General features: G+C 38.3%; 12 protein-coding genes. 10 read left to right on the top strand and 2 right to left on the bottom strand.

Annotation, left to right across the window (positions count from 1 at the left end; all coding sequences use genetic code 11):
* Positions 1 to 13: 13 nt before the first annotated feature.
* Both MTP24_RS07540 and MTP24_RS07545 read left to right on the top strand, forming a co-directional pair.
* Positions 14 to 475: a DUF1456 family protein gene (locus MTP24_RS07540; protein ID WP_243533523.1), complete on the top strand. Its 462-nt coding sequence runs from the start codon at positions 14 to 16 to the stop codon at positions 473 to 475.
* A gap of 229 nt (positions 476 to 704) precedes the next feature.
* Positions 705 to 1,787 (top strand): GGDEF domain-containing protein, encoded by a 1,083-nt coding sequence (locus MTP24_RS07545; RefSeq protein ID WP_243533525.1) that lies wholly within the window; start codon positions 705 to 707, stop codon positions 1,785 to 1,787.
* A 44-nt stretch (positions 1,788 to 1,831) separates the two neighbouring features.
* Here MTP24_RS07545 and MTP24_RS07550 read toward each other — a convergent pair whose 3' ends face one another.
* Positions 1,832 to 3,565: an AMP-binding protein gene (locus MTP24_RS07550; protein ID WP_243533527.1), complete on the bottom strand. Its 1,734-nt coding sequence runs from the start codon at positions 3,563 to 3,565 to the stop codon at positions 1,832 to 1,834.
* A 184-nt stretch (positions 3,566 to 3,749) separates the two neighbouring features.
* A complete protein-coding gene (locus MTP24_RS07555; protein ID WP_006794749.1) occupies positions 3,750 to 4,196 on the bottom strand; it encodes a DUF3010 family protein in 447 nt (148 codons plus the stop codon).
* Positions 4,197 to 4,553: 357 nt separating this feature from the next.
* Between MTP24_RS07555 and thrS the strand changes: the two genes are divergently transcribed.
* The 8 genes from thrS to MTP24_RS07595 all read left to right on the top strand — a co-directional run bounded on the left by thrS (position 4,554) and on the right by MTP24_RS07595 (position 12,876).
* The gene (thrS, locus tag MTP24_RS07560; protein WP_243533529.1) at positions 4,554 to 6,464 is read left to right on the top strand and encodes a threonine--tRNA ligase; all 1,911 of its coding nucleotides are present in this window, start codon (positions 4,554 to 4,556) and stop codon (positions 6,462 to 6,464) included.
* Between the two features lie 59 nt (positions 6,465 to 6,523).
* Positions 6,524 to 7,084 carry a translation initiation factor IF-3 gene (gene infC, locus MTP24_RS07565; RefSeq protein WP_006794470.1) on the top strand — a complete coding sequence of 187 codons (561 nt, stop codon included), beginning with the start codon at positions 6,524 to 6,526 and terminating at the stop codon, positions 7,082 to 7,084.
* Positions 7,085 to 7,296: 212 nt separating this feature from the next.
* Entirely contained in the window at positions 7,297 to 7,497 is a 201-nt protein-coding gene (rpmI, locus tag MTP24_RS07570; protein ID WP_002960713.1) for a 50S ribosomal protein L35, read from the top strand.
* Positions 7,498 to 7,512: 15 nt separating this feature from the next.
* The gene (gene rplT, locus MTP24_RS07575) at positions 7,513 to 7,872 is read left to right on the top strand and encodes a 50S ribosomal protein L20 (RefSeq protein ID WP_002960711.1); all 360 of its coding nucleotides are present in this window, start codon (positions 7,513 to 7,515) and stop codon (positions 7,870 to 7,872) included.
* 298 nt (positions 7,873 to 8,170) lie between these two features.
* Positions 8,171 to 9,988 carry a M14 family metallopeptidase gene (locus MTP24_RS07580; RefSeq protein WP_243533531.1) on the top strand — a complete coding sequence of 606 codons (1,818 nt, stop codon included), beginning with the start codon at positions 8,171 to 8,173 and terminating at the stop codon, positions 9,986 to 9,988.
* A gap of 2 nt (positions 9,989 to 9,990) precedes the next feature.
* Positions 9,991 to 10,632 carry an MBL fold metallo-hydrolase gene (locus MTP24_RS07585; RefSeq protein WP_243533534.1) on the top strand — a complete coding sequence of 214 codons (642 nt, stop codon included), beginning with the start codon at positions 9,991 to 9,993 and terminating at the stop codon, positions 10,630 to 10,632.
* A gap of 115 nt (positions 10,633 to 10,747) precedes the next feature.
* Positions 10,748 to 11,206 (top strand): Lrp/AsnC family transcriptional regulator, encoded by a 459-nt coding sequence (locus tag MTP24_RS07590; RefSeq protein ID WP_002960703.1) that lies wholly within the window; start codon positions 10,748 to 10,750, stop codon positions 11,204 to 11,206.
* 113 nt (positions 11,207 to 11,319) lie between these two features.
* A complete protein-coding gene (locus tag MTP24_RS07595; RefSeq protein WP_006794467.1) occupies positions 11,320 to 12,876 on the top strand; it encodes a SulP family inorganic anion transporter in 1,557 nt (518 codons plus the stop codon).
* Positions 12,877 to 13,109 lie beyond the last annotated feature (233 nt).

A 13,109-nucleotide genomic window follows, 5' to 3' on the forward strand; every position in this document is an offset into this window, starting at 1 on the left:
TCAGGAAATCACTTTGACAAATAACGATATTTTACGCCGTCTTCGCTATACCTATAATTTAACCGATACTGCCGTGGTTGACATTTTTGCTGCGGCAGAGGCTACAGTAACAACAGAGCAAGTCATTGCGTGGTTAACAAAAGAGGGCGAGCAAGAGTTTGTTAAAATTTCAGACACTGAGTTTGCAACCTTCCTAAACGGGTTTATTAATACCAAACGAGGTAAACGCGAGGGTGTACAGCCAATACCAGAGAGTAAGCTCAATAATAATATTATCTTTATGAAGTTACGCATTGCTTTAAACATGAAGGCTGAAGATGTAATAGCCACGCTTGCATTGGTTGATTTTGATTTAAGCAAACACGAATTAAATGCGTTTTCTCGTAAAGTAGACAACAAGCATTACCGAGTGTGTAACGATCAAATACTGCGTTTATTCTTAACAGGCGTTCAGCAGCAATACCGCTCTGAGTAATTACTAATAATTATTTTGGCTTAAAAACGTTGTAATAACCAACGTTTTTTAGACAGTCATCTTTAAGCGTTTACTAATATTGTAATTAATCAAACATAGCGATAATATTTAAAAGTTAACTTTGCTAAACCAATCTAAGTGCATTAAAAACCAAGTGTCATAAAAACACAATCATATCCGTTTTAAGTTCGCTATTTCCAGGTAACGAAAATACAAAAAGGAATTTAGAATGCAATTAATCCCCTCAACATTTTATTTTCCACCCGACAAAGAAAAAGATTTTCAGTATCAACTCAACAAAAGCACCGTTCATTTTGCCAACATTGCGTTGTATTTGGCTGCTTTTTTTTTATCACTTTTAGTTGTTCTTTCGTGGTTGAATGATGAGCAATCTTTATACTCTGTCATTAATGTTTTAAGACTATCGATGGTTTGTTTGTCGTTTGTATTGGTTTATGTAAACAATAAATTAAAGGCAAAATACTTACATTATCGTTGTTTTGCTTTTGGCGTTTTATTTTGTATTTTATTTGGGTATTTATTTTGGTCCTTTGTCGGATTATATGGTTATTTAAACGAGGGAGGGCCAATGCTTGTAGTGGCTTCCTTTTCTGCAATACCCATGCTTCATTTAGGCCATAAACTTATTTTATGGACAATTACGGGGCTAAGCCTTTTAAGTGTTCATTTGTTTTCATCCACGCCAATAATATGGAGCCTTTACTTTTACATTAGTATTGTAATTGTGATGGCGTGTATTCAATATCAACTGGATATACTTTTACGTAAACAATATGAAGCTGAGCTTGTTGAAACACAAAAAGCAAACATTGATCAACTAACAGGGTTGCATAATAGACACAGTTTTGACTCAGAATGTAAACGCTTAATGAATCAAATAAAGCCATCTCAGTCGCTAGCGCTTGCTATGGTTGATATCGATGACTTTAAAAAATATAACGATAATTACGGGCATTTAGATGGCGATAACATACTCATTGATGTTGCGAGCCGATTAAAAAAACTCCAGGCAGATATCGTTGTTAGATTTGGTGGTGAAGAATTTATCTTAGTTAAAATTTTAGATCAAAATAATTTAAACTGGCTTGATAATTTACCCAATCGTTTTGCTACAGATACGATAAGTCACGAATACTCAACATTTAAACGTGTAACTGTTTCTGCTGGCGTTGTCGTAGCTGATTTTTCCGCCCTTTGTCCAGACATTAAAGCATTGCTATCTGTAGCCGATAAAGCGATGTACAAAGCAAAAAATACAGGTAAAAATAAAGTAATTAAAGATTACATATAAAAATGGCCCAACATTTATATTGTGTCATGCTGGGCAAGTTTATATTATGAAAATAATTTACTTGATAATACTTCTTGCATTTGTTCTCGCATTTTGAACTTTTGTAGTTTGCCTGTCACTGTCATAGGGTAACTTTCTACAAAGCGAATATACCTAGGCATTTTAAAGTAGGCGAGTTTGTCATGTGAAAATGCACGAATCGCTTGCTCATCGAGTCTTGTATCTTCCTTTGGTTGGATCCACGCACACACTTCTTCACCGTATTTTTCATCGCTGATACCAAATACAGCGGCGTCTTGTATGCCTGGATAGGTATACAGCACCTCTTCAATTTCTCGAGGGTAAACGTTTTCACCACCACGGATAATCATGTCTTTAATTCGCCCAACAATACTCACAAATCCTTCGCTATCCATAACACCTAAATCGCCTGAATGAAGCCAGCCGTCACTATCTATTGTGGCTTTTGTTTTTTCTTCGTCATTCCAATAGCAGCGCATTATTCCTACGCCTTTGGAGCATACTTCACCGGGTAAACCTATTTTTTGAATGTTACCCAGTTCATCAATAATTTTAACCTCAGTATGTGCAAGAGCGCGGCCAACGGTTGTTACTTGGCGCTCTATTGATGAATCAGTTTCGGTTATATTATTAATTGGGCTGCATTCAGTTTGCCCATAGGCAATTAAAACCTGATGCATATTCATTTGTGTTTGAACTTTTCGCATGACTTGTTCGGGGCAAGTAGAGCCTGCCATAACACCGGTTCTGAGTGTACTCAAGTCATATTTACTAAAGATACTGAGCTCAAGTTGACTAATAAACATAGTGGGAACACCGTGCAATGCTGTACAACCTTCTTGTTCAATTACATCAAGCGTTGTTTTGGCGTCAAACGAATCACTCGGATAAATGGCTGCGGCACCTTTAGTAACGCATAAGAGACTACCTAAAACCATACCAAAGCAATGATATAAAGGCACTGGAATACAAAGCTTGTCGTGCTCAGTAAAATGCATAGAATCGCCAACAAAAAGCGCATTATTTAATATGTTTTTGTGAGTGAGTGTAGCGCCTTTTGGGTTACCTGTTGTGCCTGAAGTGAATTGTATATTTATATCCTGTTCGGCATTTAAATTTGCAGCAATAGCATTAAGTTCAAGCTCATGAGCTGGCGTTGCCATACGCATAATATCGGAAAACGAAAACATGCCAGCGCTTACCTCATCACCAATACGAATTACATTCTTAAGATTGGGCAGAGCTTTAGCTGAAAGCTTGCCACTGTCACAATGTTTAAGCTCTGGCGCTAGACTATTTAGCATTTCTATATAGTTGCTGCCTTTAAATTGTGAAGCGGTAATGAGTGTTGAGCATTCAACGCTATTTAATGCATATTGAAGCTCATTTGGCCGATAGGCAGGGTTAATGCATACCATAATGGCACCAATTTTTGCGGTAGCGAATTGAGTTAAGCACCACTGTATATTATTAGGTGACCATATTCCGATCCGATCGCCTGGCTTAACACCGATGGCTAACAGCCCCATTGCGAGTTGATTCACTTCTTTTTGAAATTCTTTGTAGGTTAAACGAATGTTTTGATGATTGACCACTACAGCAAGCGAGTTAGGGTTTTTGTCGACAATGAAGTCGAAGTAGGCACCAATGGTTTTATTGGTTAAAGCTGTATTTTGTGAGCCTTTAAAATAGCTTTTGGACAACGGTAGTGAATTTATTACTTCTACTTCTTTAACTGTTTTATGTAGTGTGTGCATGTTTTTCTCCGTGTCGATGTGTGTGTATTACATAAACTAGGAACTAAATAAACACACATTGTCGACAAAAAGAAGGGTGGTTAGACTAATGTATTATAAGTAAAGATATAGCCAGTAAAATAGTAGCAATAAAAAACGCGCCATATTGGCGCGTTCATAATTTAAAAACTTTAAACGTTTTAAATTACATTTCGTCACTACGATACGTTTTTTTCATTATGTATACGTAGGCGTTCACAAATGCATTTTCTTGGTACTTTTTAAGGCCTGTTTCCTCAAATGCAATAGGGATAGGATTACGCTTAACTTGCTCTTTAATCTCTGTAGTTGAGAATACGCGTACATCTAGGTTTTCAATGAGCTGAATAGCGGTTTCCATTTTAAAACCTTTCGCACTGCCGGCAAATTTACCTTTTGGTTGGCGTTCGCGAATGGCAACAGAGTCAATTTGGTAATCTTGCATTAGCTTTGCAAAATCAAATTGAAATTTGCGCATTATTTCAGTGTCGTTACCATTACCTAAAGTAAAACGTGTTTGACGCACATCGCGAATATCAAAAACGTCGTTATCTTTACTTAAAATACAAAGTAGTACGTCACTACCGGTAATTTCTACACCACATGTTCTCATTGCTGTTCTCTAATAAAACTTAATTATTGCGTATTATACGCAACATCGAATAAATTGCGAGAATAAGCAATAAGGTGAATTCTTACTATGCATTTCTCAAAATTGTCATCGTTTTTAACTATATTTACAAACTTACGCAAAATAACATTGATTACAGCGCCTTTAAACTTGTAATTGTTTCTCGCTCACGCGACAATATATTTTTGTAGTTGAGCAGACTCAGCATCTACATCAGCCTGTTAGGCGAAAAATAGTCAATGCTTATTCGTAAGAGCGTTGTCGAGTCATTCTCATTTAATTTTATTTAAAGTACACGTGATACATTGTAGGTGTCACCACTGTATGTAAGGATTTATAATGCCAGTTATTACCCTTCCTGACGGCAGTCAGCGTAGTTTTGAAAACCCTGTAAGTACCCTTGATGTTGCAAACGATATTGGTCCAGGCCTAGCCAAAGCAACCATTGCTGGTCGTGTTAATGGCGACCGTGTTGATGCGTGTGACCTAATCAATGATGATGCACGGCTTGAGATCATCACAGCAAAAGATGAAGACGGACTTGAGATTATTCGTCACTCGTGCGCTCACTTAATAGGTCATGCGGTTAAGCAACTTTTCCCTGAAGCAAAAATGGCTATTGGTCCAACTATTGATAACGGTTTTTACTACGATATCGATATGGAACATTCTTTGTCACAAGATGACTTAGATGCCATTGAAAAGCGTATGTTGCAACTTGCAAAAACAAACTACGACGTAGTGAAAAAAACAGTAAGCTGGCAAGAAGCTCGCGATACGTTTGAAGCGCGTGGCGAAACATACAAAATGGAAATTTTGGACGAGAACATTGCAGAAGATGATCGCCCAGGATTATACCACCACGAAGAATACGTAGACATGTGTCGTGGTCCTCATGTACCTAACATGAAATTCTGCCAAAACTTCAAAATAATGAAAGTAGCAGGTGCGTACTGGCGTGGTGATTCAGAAAACAAAATGCTACAGCGTATTTACGGCACAGCGTGGGGTGATAAAAAGCAACTTAAAGCGTACCTTAAACGCTTAGAAGAGGCTGAAAAGCGTGATCATCGCCGTATTGGTAAGGCTCTAGATTTATGGCACTGGCAAGAAGAAGCGCCAGGTATGGTATTTTGGCACAACGATGGTTGGAGCATTTACCGTGAGCTTGAAGAGTTTGTTCGTGAAAAATTACGTGAATACCAATACGAAGAAGTAAAAGGTCCAATGATGATGGACCGATCTTTGTGGGAAAAATCTGGTCACTGGGATAAATACTCAGACGCCATGTTCACCACAGAGTCTGAAAAGCGCGAATACGCTATTAAACCAATGAACTGCCCGGGTCACGTGCAAATTTTTAACCAAGGTTTAAAATCGTACCGTGATTTACCACTGCGTATGGCCGAGTTTGGTTGTTGTCACCGTAACGAACCATCAGGCGCTTTACACGGCTTAATGCGTGTACGTGGCTTTACACAAGATGATGCTCACGTGTTCTGTACAGAAGAGCAAGTAATGGACGAAGTTTCAGCGTGTATTAAGATGGTTTATGATACCTATGAGACATTCGGTTTTGACAAAATTGTAGTTAAGCTTTCTACGCGTCCTGAAAAACGTATTGGTGACGATGAAATTTGGGACAAAGCAGAGGTTGCATTAGCTGATGCACTTAAGGCAAACGACATTGAATTTGATTACCTACCAGGTGAAGGTGCCTTTTACGGACCTAAAATTGAATTTACTTTGTACGATTGTTTAGACAGAGCGTGGCAATGTGGTACAGTGCAACTAGATTTTGCACTTCCGGGTCGTTTAGGCGCTACTTATGTAGCAGAAAACAACGAACGACGCACTCCAGTTATGATACACCGTGCTATTTTAGGCTCAATTGAGCGCTTTATCGGTATTTTAACTGAAGAATACGCTGGTTTATTCCCAACGTGGCTTGCTCCAAAGCAAGTGGTAATTATGAATATTACCGATAAACAAGCAGATTACGTGCACGAAATTGTACAAAAATTAAATAAACTTGGAATTAGAGCCGCTGCTGACTTGAGAAATGAGAAGATTGGCTTTAAAATCCGTGAGCATACATTAAAGCGTATACCTTACTTACTGGTTGTTGGCGACAAAGAAGTTGAACAACAAGAAGTAGCGGTTCGTACGCGAACAGGTGAAGACCTGGGTAAATTTAATGTCGATGACTTTGTAGCTAAAATAAGCGAAGAGATTAAAAATCGACAGTAAAAATCGAGCGTGTAGGGCTGTAACTAAAAGTCATCTACACGCTTATATTATTGATATTCTTGGAGGAACGTACCATTAGAGGCGGCAAGAAAGGGCAACAAACAGCTCAAAAAAATCGTATTAACGAAGAAATTACAGCTCAAGAAGTTCGTTTAATCGACATCGACGGCGAACAAGCTGGCATTCAGTCATTAAAAGACGCACAAGCTATGGCTGATGCAGCGGGTGTTGATCTTGTAGAGATTAGCCCAAACGCTGAGCCGCCTGTTTGTAAGGTTATGGACTACGGTAAGTTCATCTTTGAAAAAAGCAAAGAACTGAAAGAGCAGAAGAAGAAGCAAAAGCAAATCCAGATTAAAGAAATCAAATTCCGTCCTGGTACGGATGAAGGTGATTATCAGGTTAAGCTTCGCAACTTACGTAAGTTCTTAGAAGCTGGCGATAAAGCTAAAATTACCATCCGCTTCCGTGGCCGTGAAATGGCTCACCAAGAAATTGGCATCGAACTATTAAACCGCGTTAAAGGCGATTTAGAAGATTTAGCAGTCGTTGAGTCTTTCCCAAATCGCGTTGAAGGCCGTCAAATGGTTATGATGATGGCACCTATTGCTAAAAAGTAATTTTTAAGTAATAATGCGCACCGAATTTAGCTCAGGTCTGCAAGCAATATGCAAATATTCACCTGAGTTAACCGGTTTTAAAGTAAAGTTGCAGCATTTTATGCTGGGCTTTCACCGGAACATGGCAGTAAGTTAGGCCTAAAAGTGGAGCTATAGAAATATACCTCACGCCTGCTTACTAATTTAAAGGCAATACAATTGGAGTTATTGCAATGGCTTATAAGCTAAAAAGTCACAGTGGCGCTGCTAAGCGTTTCAAAAAGACTGCTTCTGGCGGTTTCAAGCGTAAACAAGCGCATCTTCGTCATATTCTGACTAAGAAAACTTCTAAGCGTAAGTTACACCTACGTCCTAAGATGATGGTTCATAAAAATGACCATGGTCTAGTTTCACGTATGTTACCGTTCGCTTAATAGGGGTTTTTAGAAATGGCAAGAGTTAAACGCGGCGTTGTCGCACGTGCACGTCACAAAAAAGTTTTAAAACAAGCAAAAGGTTACTACGGAGCACGTTCACGTGTTTACCGCGTAGCTTTCCAGGCTGTTACTAAAGCGGGTCAATACGCTTACCGTGACCGTCGTGCGAAGAAACGTACTTTCCGTCAATTATGGATTGCACGTATCAATGCTGCTTCACGTCAAAATGGTCTGTCTTACAGCCGTTTTATCAATGGTCTTAAAAAGACTTCTGTAGAAATCGATCGTAAGATCCTTGCAGATATCGCAGTTTACGACCAAGTTGCATTCGCAGCGCTTGTAGAAAAAGCTAAAGAAGGCCTAGCCGCTTAAGCTTTTTTATAAGAACTGAAAAGGAGCCCATTGGCTCCTTTTTTTGTGCCTAAAATTCGCTATGAAAACCCCACCACATAAAAGCTATTCTAAGTTCCCGAGTAAGATAAGCTGTTATTAATTTAAAGACCCAGCTGTATTTAATTAGATGCTAATTGTGCTGAAATACTAATAAAGCATTTTTGATCCATTATTAACTTACCTTAGGCTGTGTTTTTTGTTGAACTACCGCAGTTTTTTCGTAACGATCAGTTAAGTTGTTATAATTTGGCCATTAAAGCGTTTTTTTGAGAATAATATGTTAGCCAGCTTACTCTTTTTATCTGCAAGTATGACTTACGACAGCCATTTACCACCTTTGCTACCTTGGCAAGGACAAAGCTTATCGCTGATACAACAGGCAGGTCCTCTGACAACGGATTTTGAACTTTCAGATGGTTATATATCTCCTGACTACAAAAACACAATAGCTTTTGTAGAGCGTTTAGTTGCTGCAAACCCTACTCAATTCAAATCGCAAATAATTGGTTATAGTAATAGTAAGCGCGCTATTAAAATGGTTGTAGCGAGTGAGCAAGGTTTTTTTGATGCAGATCAGCTTGCTAATAGCACCAAGCCTACAGTGCTTGTTCAAGCGGGAATTCATGCTGGCGAGATTGACGGTAAAGACGCGATGTTTATGTTGTTACGCGATATAGCGACTGGCAAACGCAGAGATATTTTAAAGAAAGTAAATATTTTGTTTATCCCAATTTTAAACGTTGACGGACATGAAAGAAGCGGCCACTTCAACCGTATTAATCAACGCGGCCCAAGTAAAATGGGTTTTAGAACTAATGCAAATAATTTAAATTTAAACCGTGACTTTACAAAACTTGATACACCCGAAGTTAAAAGTGTTTTGAAGGTTATTAATGACTATAACCCAAATCTGTATGTTGATGTGCACGTTACTGACGGTGCAGATTATCAATACGATGTCACCTATGGGTATAATCCGGTTTTTGCGAGTGAATCACCTGCTATATCAGCTGCGCTAGACCAATACTTCAAACCTGTAATAGATGAAAAATTAGCATCGCAAGGCCATATACCTGGACCACTTGTATTTGTTATGAATAAGCGAAACTTTAAAGAAGGGCTTGCAGGTTGGGTTGCTACACCACGGTTTTCAAATGGTTGGGGCGACTTAAAGTCTTTACCTACAATTTTAGTCGAAAACCATTCCCTGAAACCCTATAAGCAACGTGTATTAGGAACTTATGTATTTATTGATGGTGCAATTGATGCCTTATCAAATCACAGCCATGAACTAGCTAATGCAGTAAAAAAAGAACAGGCATTTGTGCCAAAAGAGCTTATTGTTCAACGAGGGTATAGTAAAACCCCTGTTGAAATTGAATTCAAAGGTATTCGTTATACCTCAAAAATGAGTACGTTATCAGGTCAAACAGAAGTTCAATATATTGGCGAGAAAGAAGACTATACAAACCTCCCTGTATATTGGCAAAAAGACGTACAAAAGCGTGTTGAAGTGCCTAAGGCATTTTTTATACCACCTGTTTACACGGATTTAATTGAAAAGTTATCGCTTCATGGTGTGTCTGTGAACAAATTAGTTGGTGAAAATACACAACCATTAAAACAGGCCAAAATAGATAAGTACTCTTTTGCTAAGTCACCGTTTGAAGGACGATTTAGAGTAACGGCTACTTTTGATTATAAGCCTGCTATTAATGTAAATTTAGACGGTTGGTTTGAAGTGACAACTCAACAAAAGGCAGGAGAATTAGCTGTTCATTTGCTGCACCCGGAGGCACCGGATTCATTTTTTGCATGGGGTGAGTTTAATACTGTTTTTCAACGAACAGAATACATGGAAAACTACGCGCTAATCCCGTTTGCCCGTCAAATGCTAAAAGATAATCCAAAACTTGCATTAGCATTTGATAAAAAGCTAAAAAATGATAAGTCATTCGCTAATGATGCTAATGCTCGCTTAAACTGGTTGTATGAGCATAGCCCGTTTTATGACCAAGCTTATTTAAAGTATCCAATACTTATGTCGTTTGAAGAAGAAATAGCAATACCAGAACAAAAAGATAAAGAAATATAGCGATGAAAATTATAACAATACCAGTGACACCTTTTGCACAAAATTGCAGAATAATAGCTTGCGAAAGTACTCAAGAAGCAATCGTTGTTGACCCCGGTGGTGACAGCGATAAGATAATAGCTACTTTAACGAGTAATAGTTTAACCTTAAAAGCTGTTTGGTTAACCCATGGGCACTTAGACCATGTTGGTGCAGCTGACGTGCTTCGTAGGCAGTTTGATATTAAAATTATTGGCCCGCACAAGGATGAACGTTTTTGGTTTAATAATTTACCAATGCAAGCTCAAATGTTTGGTTTTCCTCCTATTGATCCTTTTTACCCAGATGCGTGGCTATCGCATGGTGACACTTTGAGCCTAGGTAAATTAAAATTCGATGTAATGCATTGCCCAGGTCATACGCCAGGACATATTGTATTTTATGAACAAGATAATAAATGCGTAATTGTTGGTGACGTTATATTTAAAGGCTCTGTGGGTCGAACCGACTTTCCACAAGGCAATAGTCAACAACTTTTAGAATCTATTAAGGCTAATATACTAACCTTGCCGGTGAAAACCGCGATTTTGTCGGGGCATGGCAGCGAGACAACGGTAGAGCATGAAATTAAAACGAACCCTTTTGTGAGTGGGCAGTACGGATAGTGGGTTAAATGTATTAATTATGAGTAATTTATACATAGAAAAACTAAAAATAAGCAGACTGTTTTTAAAAATGGTTGTATAATTTAACCAGTTTATTTGATAAATAAGAAATAAAATGTCTCTAAATCACGTAGATCGCCAAATTTTGGCACTTTTGCAACAAGACGCAAGTCTATCAACTGCTGAAATAGCCGACAAAGTCGGCTTATCTCAATCACCTTGTTGGCGTCGAATTGCTAAACTTGAACAAGACGGCTACATAAAAAGCAAAGTGGCATTGTTAGATGAAAAGAAACTAGGCTTTGATATGCTGGTATACGCACATGTGCGTTTATCTAACCATGGTAAAAAAAATCTGGCTGAGTTTGAAAAACTGATCATGAGTTATGATGAAGTTACTGAGTGTTATACAATGGCTGGTACCATGGATTTTATGTTACGTATAATCTCGCAAGGTATAGAGGGTTACGAACATTTTGTTAGAGATAACTTATTAAGTTTAGAATATGTACAGGAAGTGCATTCAAACGTAACAATGACATGTGTAAAACGAAGCACATCTCTTCCTTTGTAAACGGATAACTTTTTAGAACTATTTAGTTTAAAAGACAATGTAATTGTTAAATGAGCGCTAATTTGCTAGAATTTAGCGCTTTTTTTATACCCAAAACACACCTGAGGATCTCAATGTTTAACTTACTCAGTAGGGCGCCAAGCTCTGCTAAAAACGATATTCTATCTGGTTTAACTGTGGCGTTAGCCCTAGTGCCAGAAGCTGTTGCGTTTGCCTTTGTAGCAAATGTAGAACCTTTAGTTGGTCTATATGCCGCGTTTATCGTAGGTTTAATTACGGCTATATTTGGCGGCCGCCCTGGTATGATTTCAGGTGCTACCGGTGCATTAGCGGTTGTTATGGTAAGTTTAGTACTTGATCATGGTGTTGAGTATCTCTTTGCAACCGTGCTGTTGATGGGTATTTTGCAAATACTCGCGGGAATATTCAAGCTCGGTAAGTTTATTCGTATGGTACCGCATCCTGTAATGCTAGGGTTTGTAAACGGCTTAGCTATTGTTATATTTTTAGCCCAGTTAGGTCAGTTTAAAGTACCTGACGGTATGGGCGGTCAGCAATGGATGACGGGTGAACCATTGTTTATTATGCTAGGACTGGTTGCGCTAACTATGGGAATTATTCATTTCCTTCCTAAGTTAACAACGGCTATTCCTTCGTCTTTGGTTGCGATTGTAACGGTGACTGGCTTAGTGATTGGTTTAGACCTTGAAGCACATACCGTATTAGATTTTTTAAAAGGGATGACAGGTGACGAAGCGGCAACAATCGCAGGTGGGTTGCCAGAGTTTCATATTCCTATGGTGCCATTTAATTTAGATACACTGCAAATTATCTTCCCTTACGCACTGATACTTGCTGCTATCGGCCTGATAGAGTCATTATTAACGCTTAGCTTAATTGATGAAATTACTGAAACGCGTGGCCACAGTAACAAAGAGTGTATTGGCCAAGGCGCTGCAAATATAACGTGTGGTTTTTTTGGTGCAATGGGTGGTTGTGCAATGATTGGCCAATCAATGATTAATATTAATTCTGGCGGTCGTTCACGTTTATCAGGTATCAGTGCAGCATTAATGTTGCTCGCATTTATCATTTTTGCCTCAAGTTTAATTGAAATGATCCCACTTGCCGCACTTGTTGGGGTTATGTTTATGGTTGTGCTTGGTACATTTGAATGGGCAAGTTTTAAAATGATGAAGCGCGTTCCATTGTCAGATGCCTTTGTAATCGTGTTGGTTTCAGGTGTAACGGTGATTACCGATTTAGCGATTGCAGTGTGTGTAGGTGTCATCGTGTCTGCACTTGTTTTTGCATGGCAACATGCTAAACATATTTACACAACAAACTACATTGATGAAGAAGGCTCAAAAGTATATGAGTTACATGGGCCATTATTTTTTGGTTCAGTTAAAAACTTTTCTGAATTATTTGATGTTAAAAATGACCCAGAGAACGTTATTGTAGAGTTTAAGCATAGCCGTGTATCAGATCACAGTGCAATAGAGGCTATTGATGCATTAGCTGATAAATATACTAAAGCAGGTAAACAGCTTCATTTGCGTCATTTAAGTAAAGACTGTACTCAGTTACTGCACAAAGCGCGTGATTTAGTTGAGGTCAATGTAATAGAAGATCCTACTTATAAAGTTGCGTCAGATAAGCTAGCTTAAATACTAACTATCAACGTATCAACGTATCAACGTATGAACGAAAGCGAAAGGGTAACACCTTTCGCTTTTTTATTGCGTGTGAGTAGAGTTTGCGTTGATTGTATTAAAAACTAAGATAGGCGGTAGTGCTAAACAGCCTCGTAAATCTATATAATAGGCGATGATATGAATTAGTTTATTTATAAAATTAATTAGTTATTAATAAATACAAGCTAAAAATAGATTTTAAAGTA

The sequence above is a fragment of the Pseudoalteromonas sp. APM04 genome (assembly GCF_022809815.1).
Taxonomy (GTDB): Bacteria; Pseudomonadota; Gammaproteobacteria; order Enterobacterales; family Alteromonadaceae; genus Pseudoalteromonas; species Pseudoalteromonas marina.

Excerpts from the sequence above, each read along its gene's own strand:
- MTP24_RS07545 (WP_243533525.1), top strand. The coding sequence starts at position 705 with ATGCAATTAATCCCCTCAACATTTTATTTTCCACCCGACAAAGAAAAA.
- MTP24_RS07550 (WP_243533527.1), bottom strand. The coding sequence starts at position 3,565 with ATGCACACACTACATAAAACAGTTAAAGAAGTAGAAGTAATAAATTCA.
- MTP24_RS07555 (WP_006794749.1), bottom strand. The coding sequence starts at position 4,196 with ATGAGAACATGTGGTGTAGAAATTACCGGTAGTGACGTACTACTTTGT.
- thrS (WP_243533529.1), top strand. The coding sequence starts at position 4,554 with ATGCCAGTTATTACCCTTCCTGACGGCAGTCAGCGTAGTTTTGAAAAC.
- rpmI (WP_002960713.1), top strand. The coding sequence starts at position 7,297 with ATGGCTTATAAGCTAAAAAGTCACAGTGGCGCTGCTAAGCGTTTCAAA.
- rplT (WP_002960711.1), top strand. The coding sequence starts at position 7,513 with ATGGCAAGAGTTAAACGCGGCGTTGTCGCACGTGCACGTCACAAAAAA.
- MTP24_RS07580 (WP_243533531.1), top strand. The coding sequence starts at position 8,171 with ATGTTAGCCAGCTTACTCTTTTTATCTGCAAGTATGACTTACGACAGC.
- MTP24_RS07585 (WP_243533534.1), top strand. The coding sequence starts at position 9,991 with ATGAAAATTATAACAATACCAGTGACACCTTTTGCACAAAATTGCAGA.
- MTP24_RS07590 (WP_002960703.1), top strand. The coding sequence starts at position 10,748 with ATGTCTCTAAATCACGTAGATCGCCAAATTTTGGCACTTTTGCAACAA.
- MTP24_RS07595 (WP_006794467.1), top strand. The coding sequence starts at position 11,320 with ATGTTTAACTTACTCAGTAGGGCGCCAAGCTCTGCTAAAAACGATATT.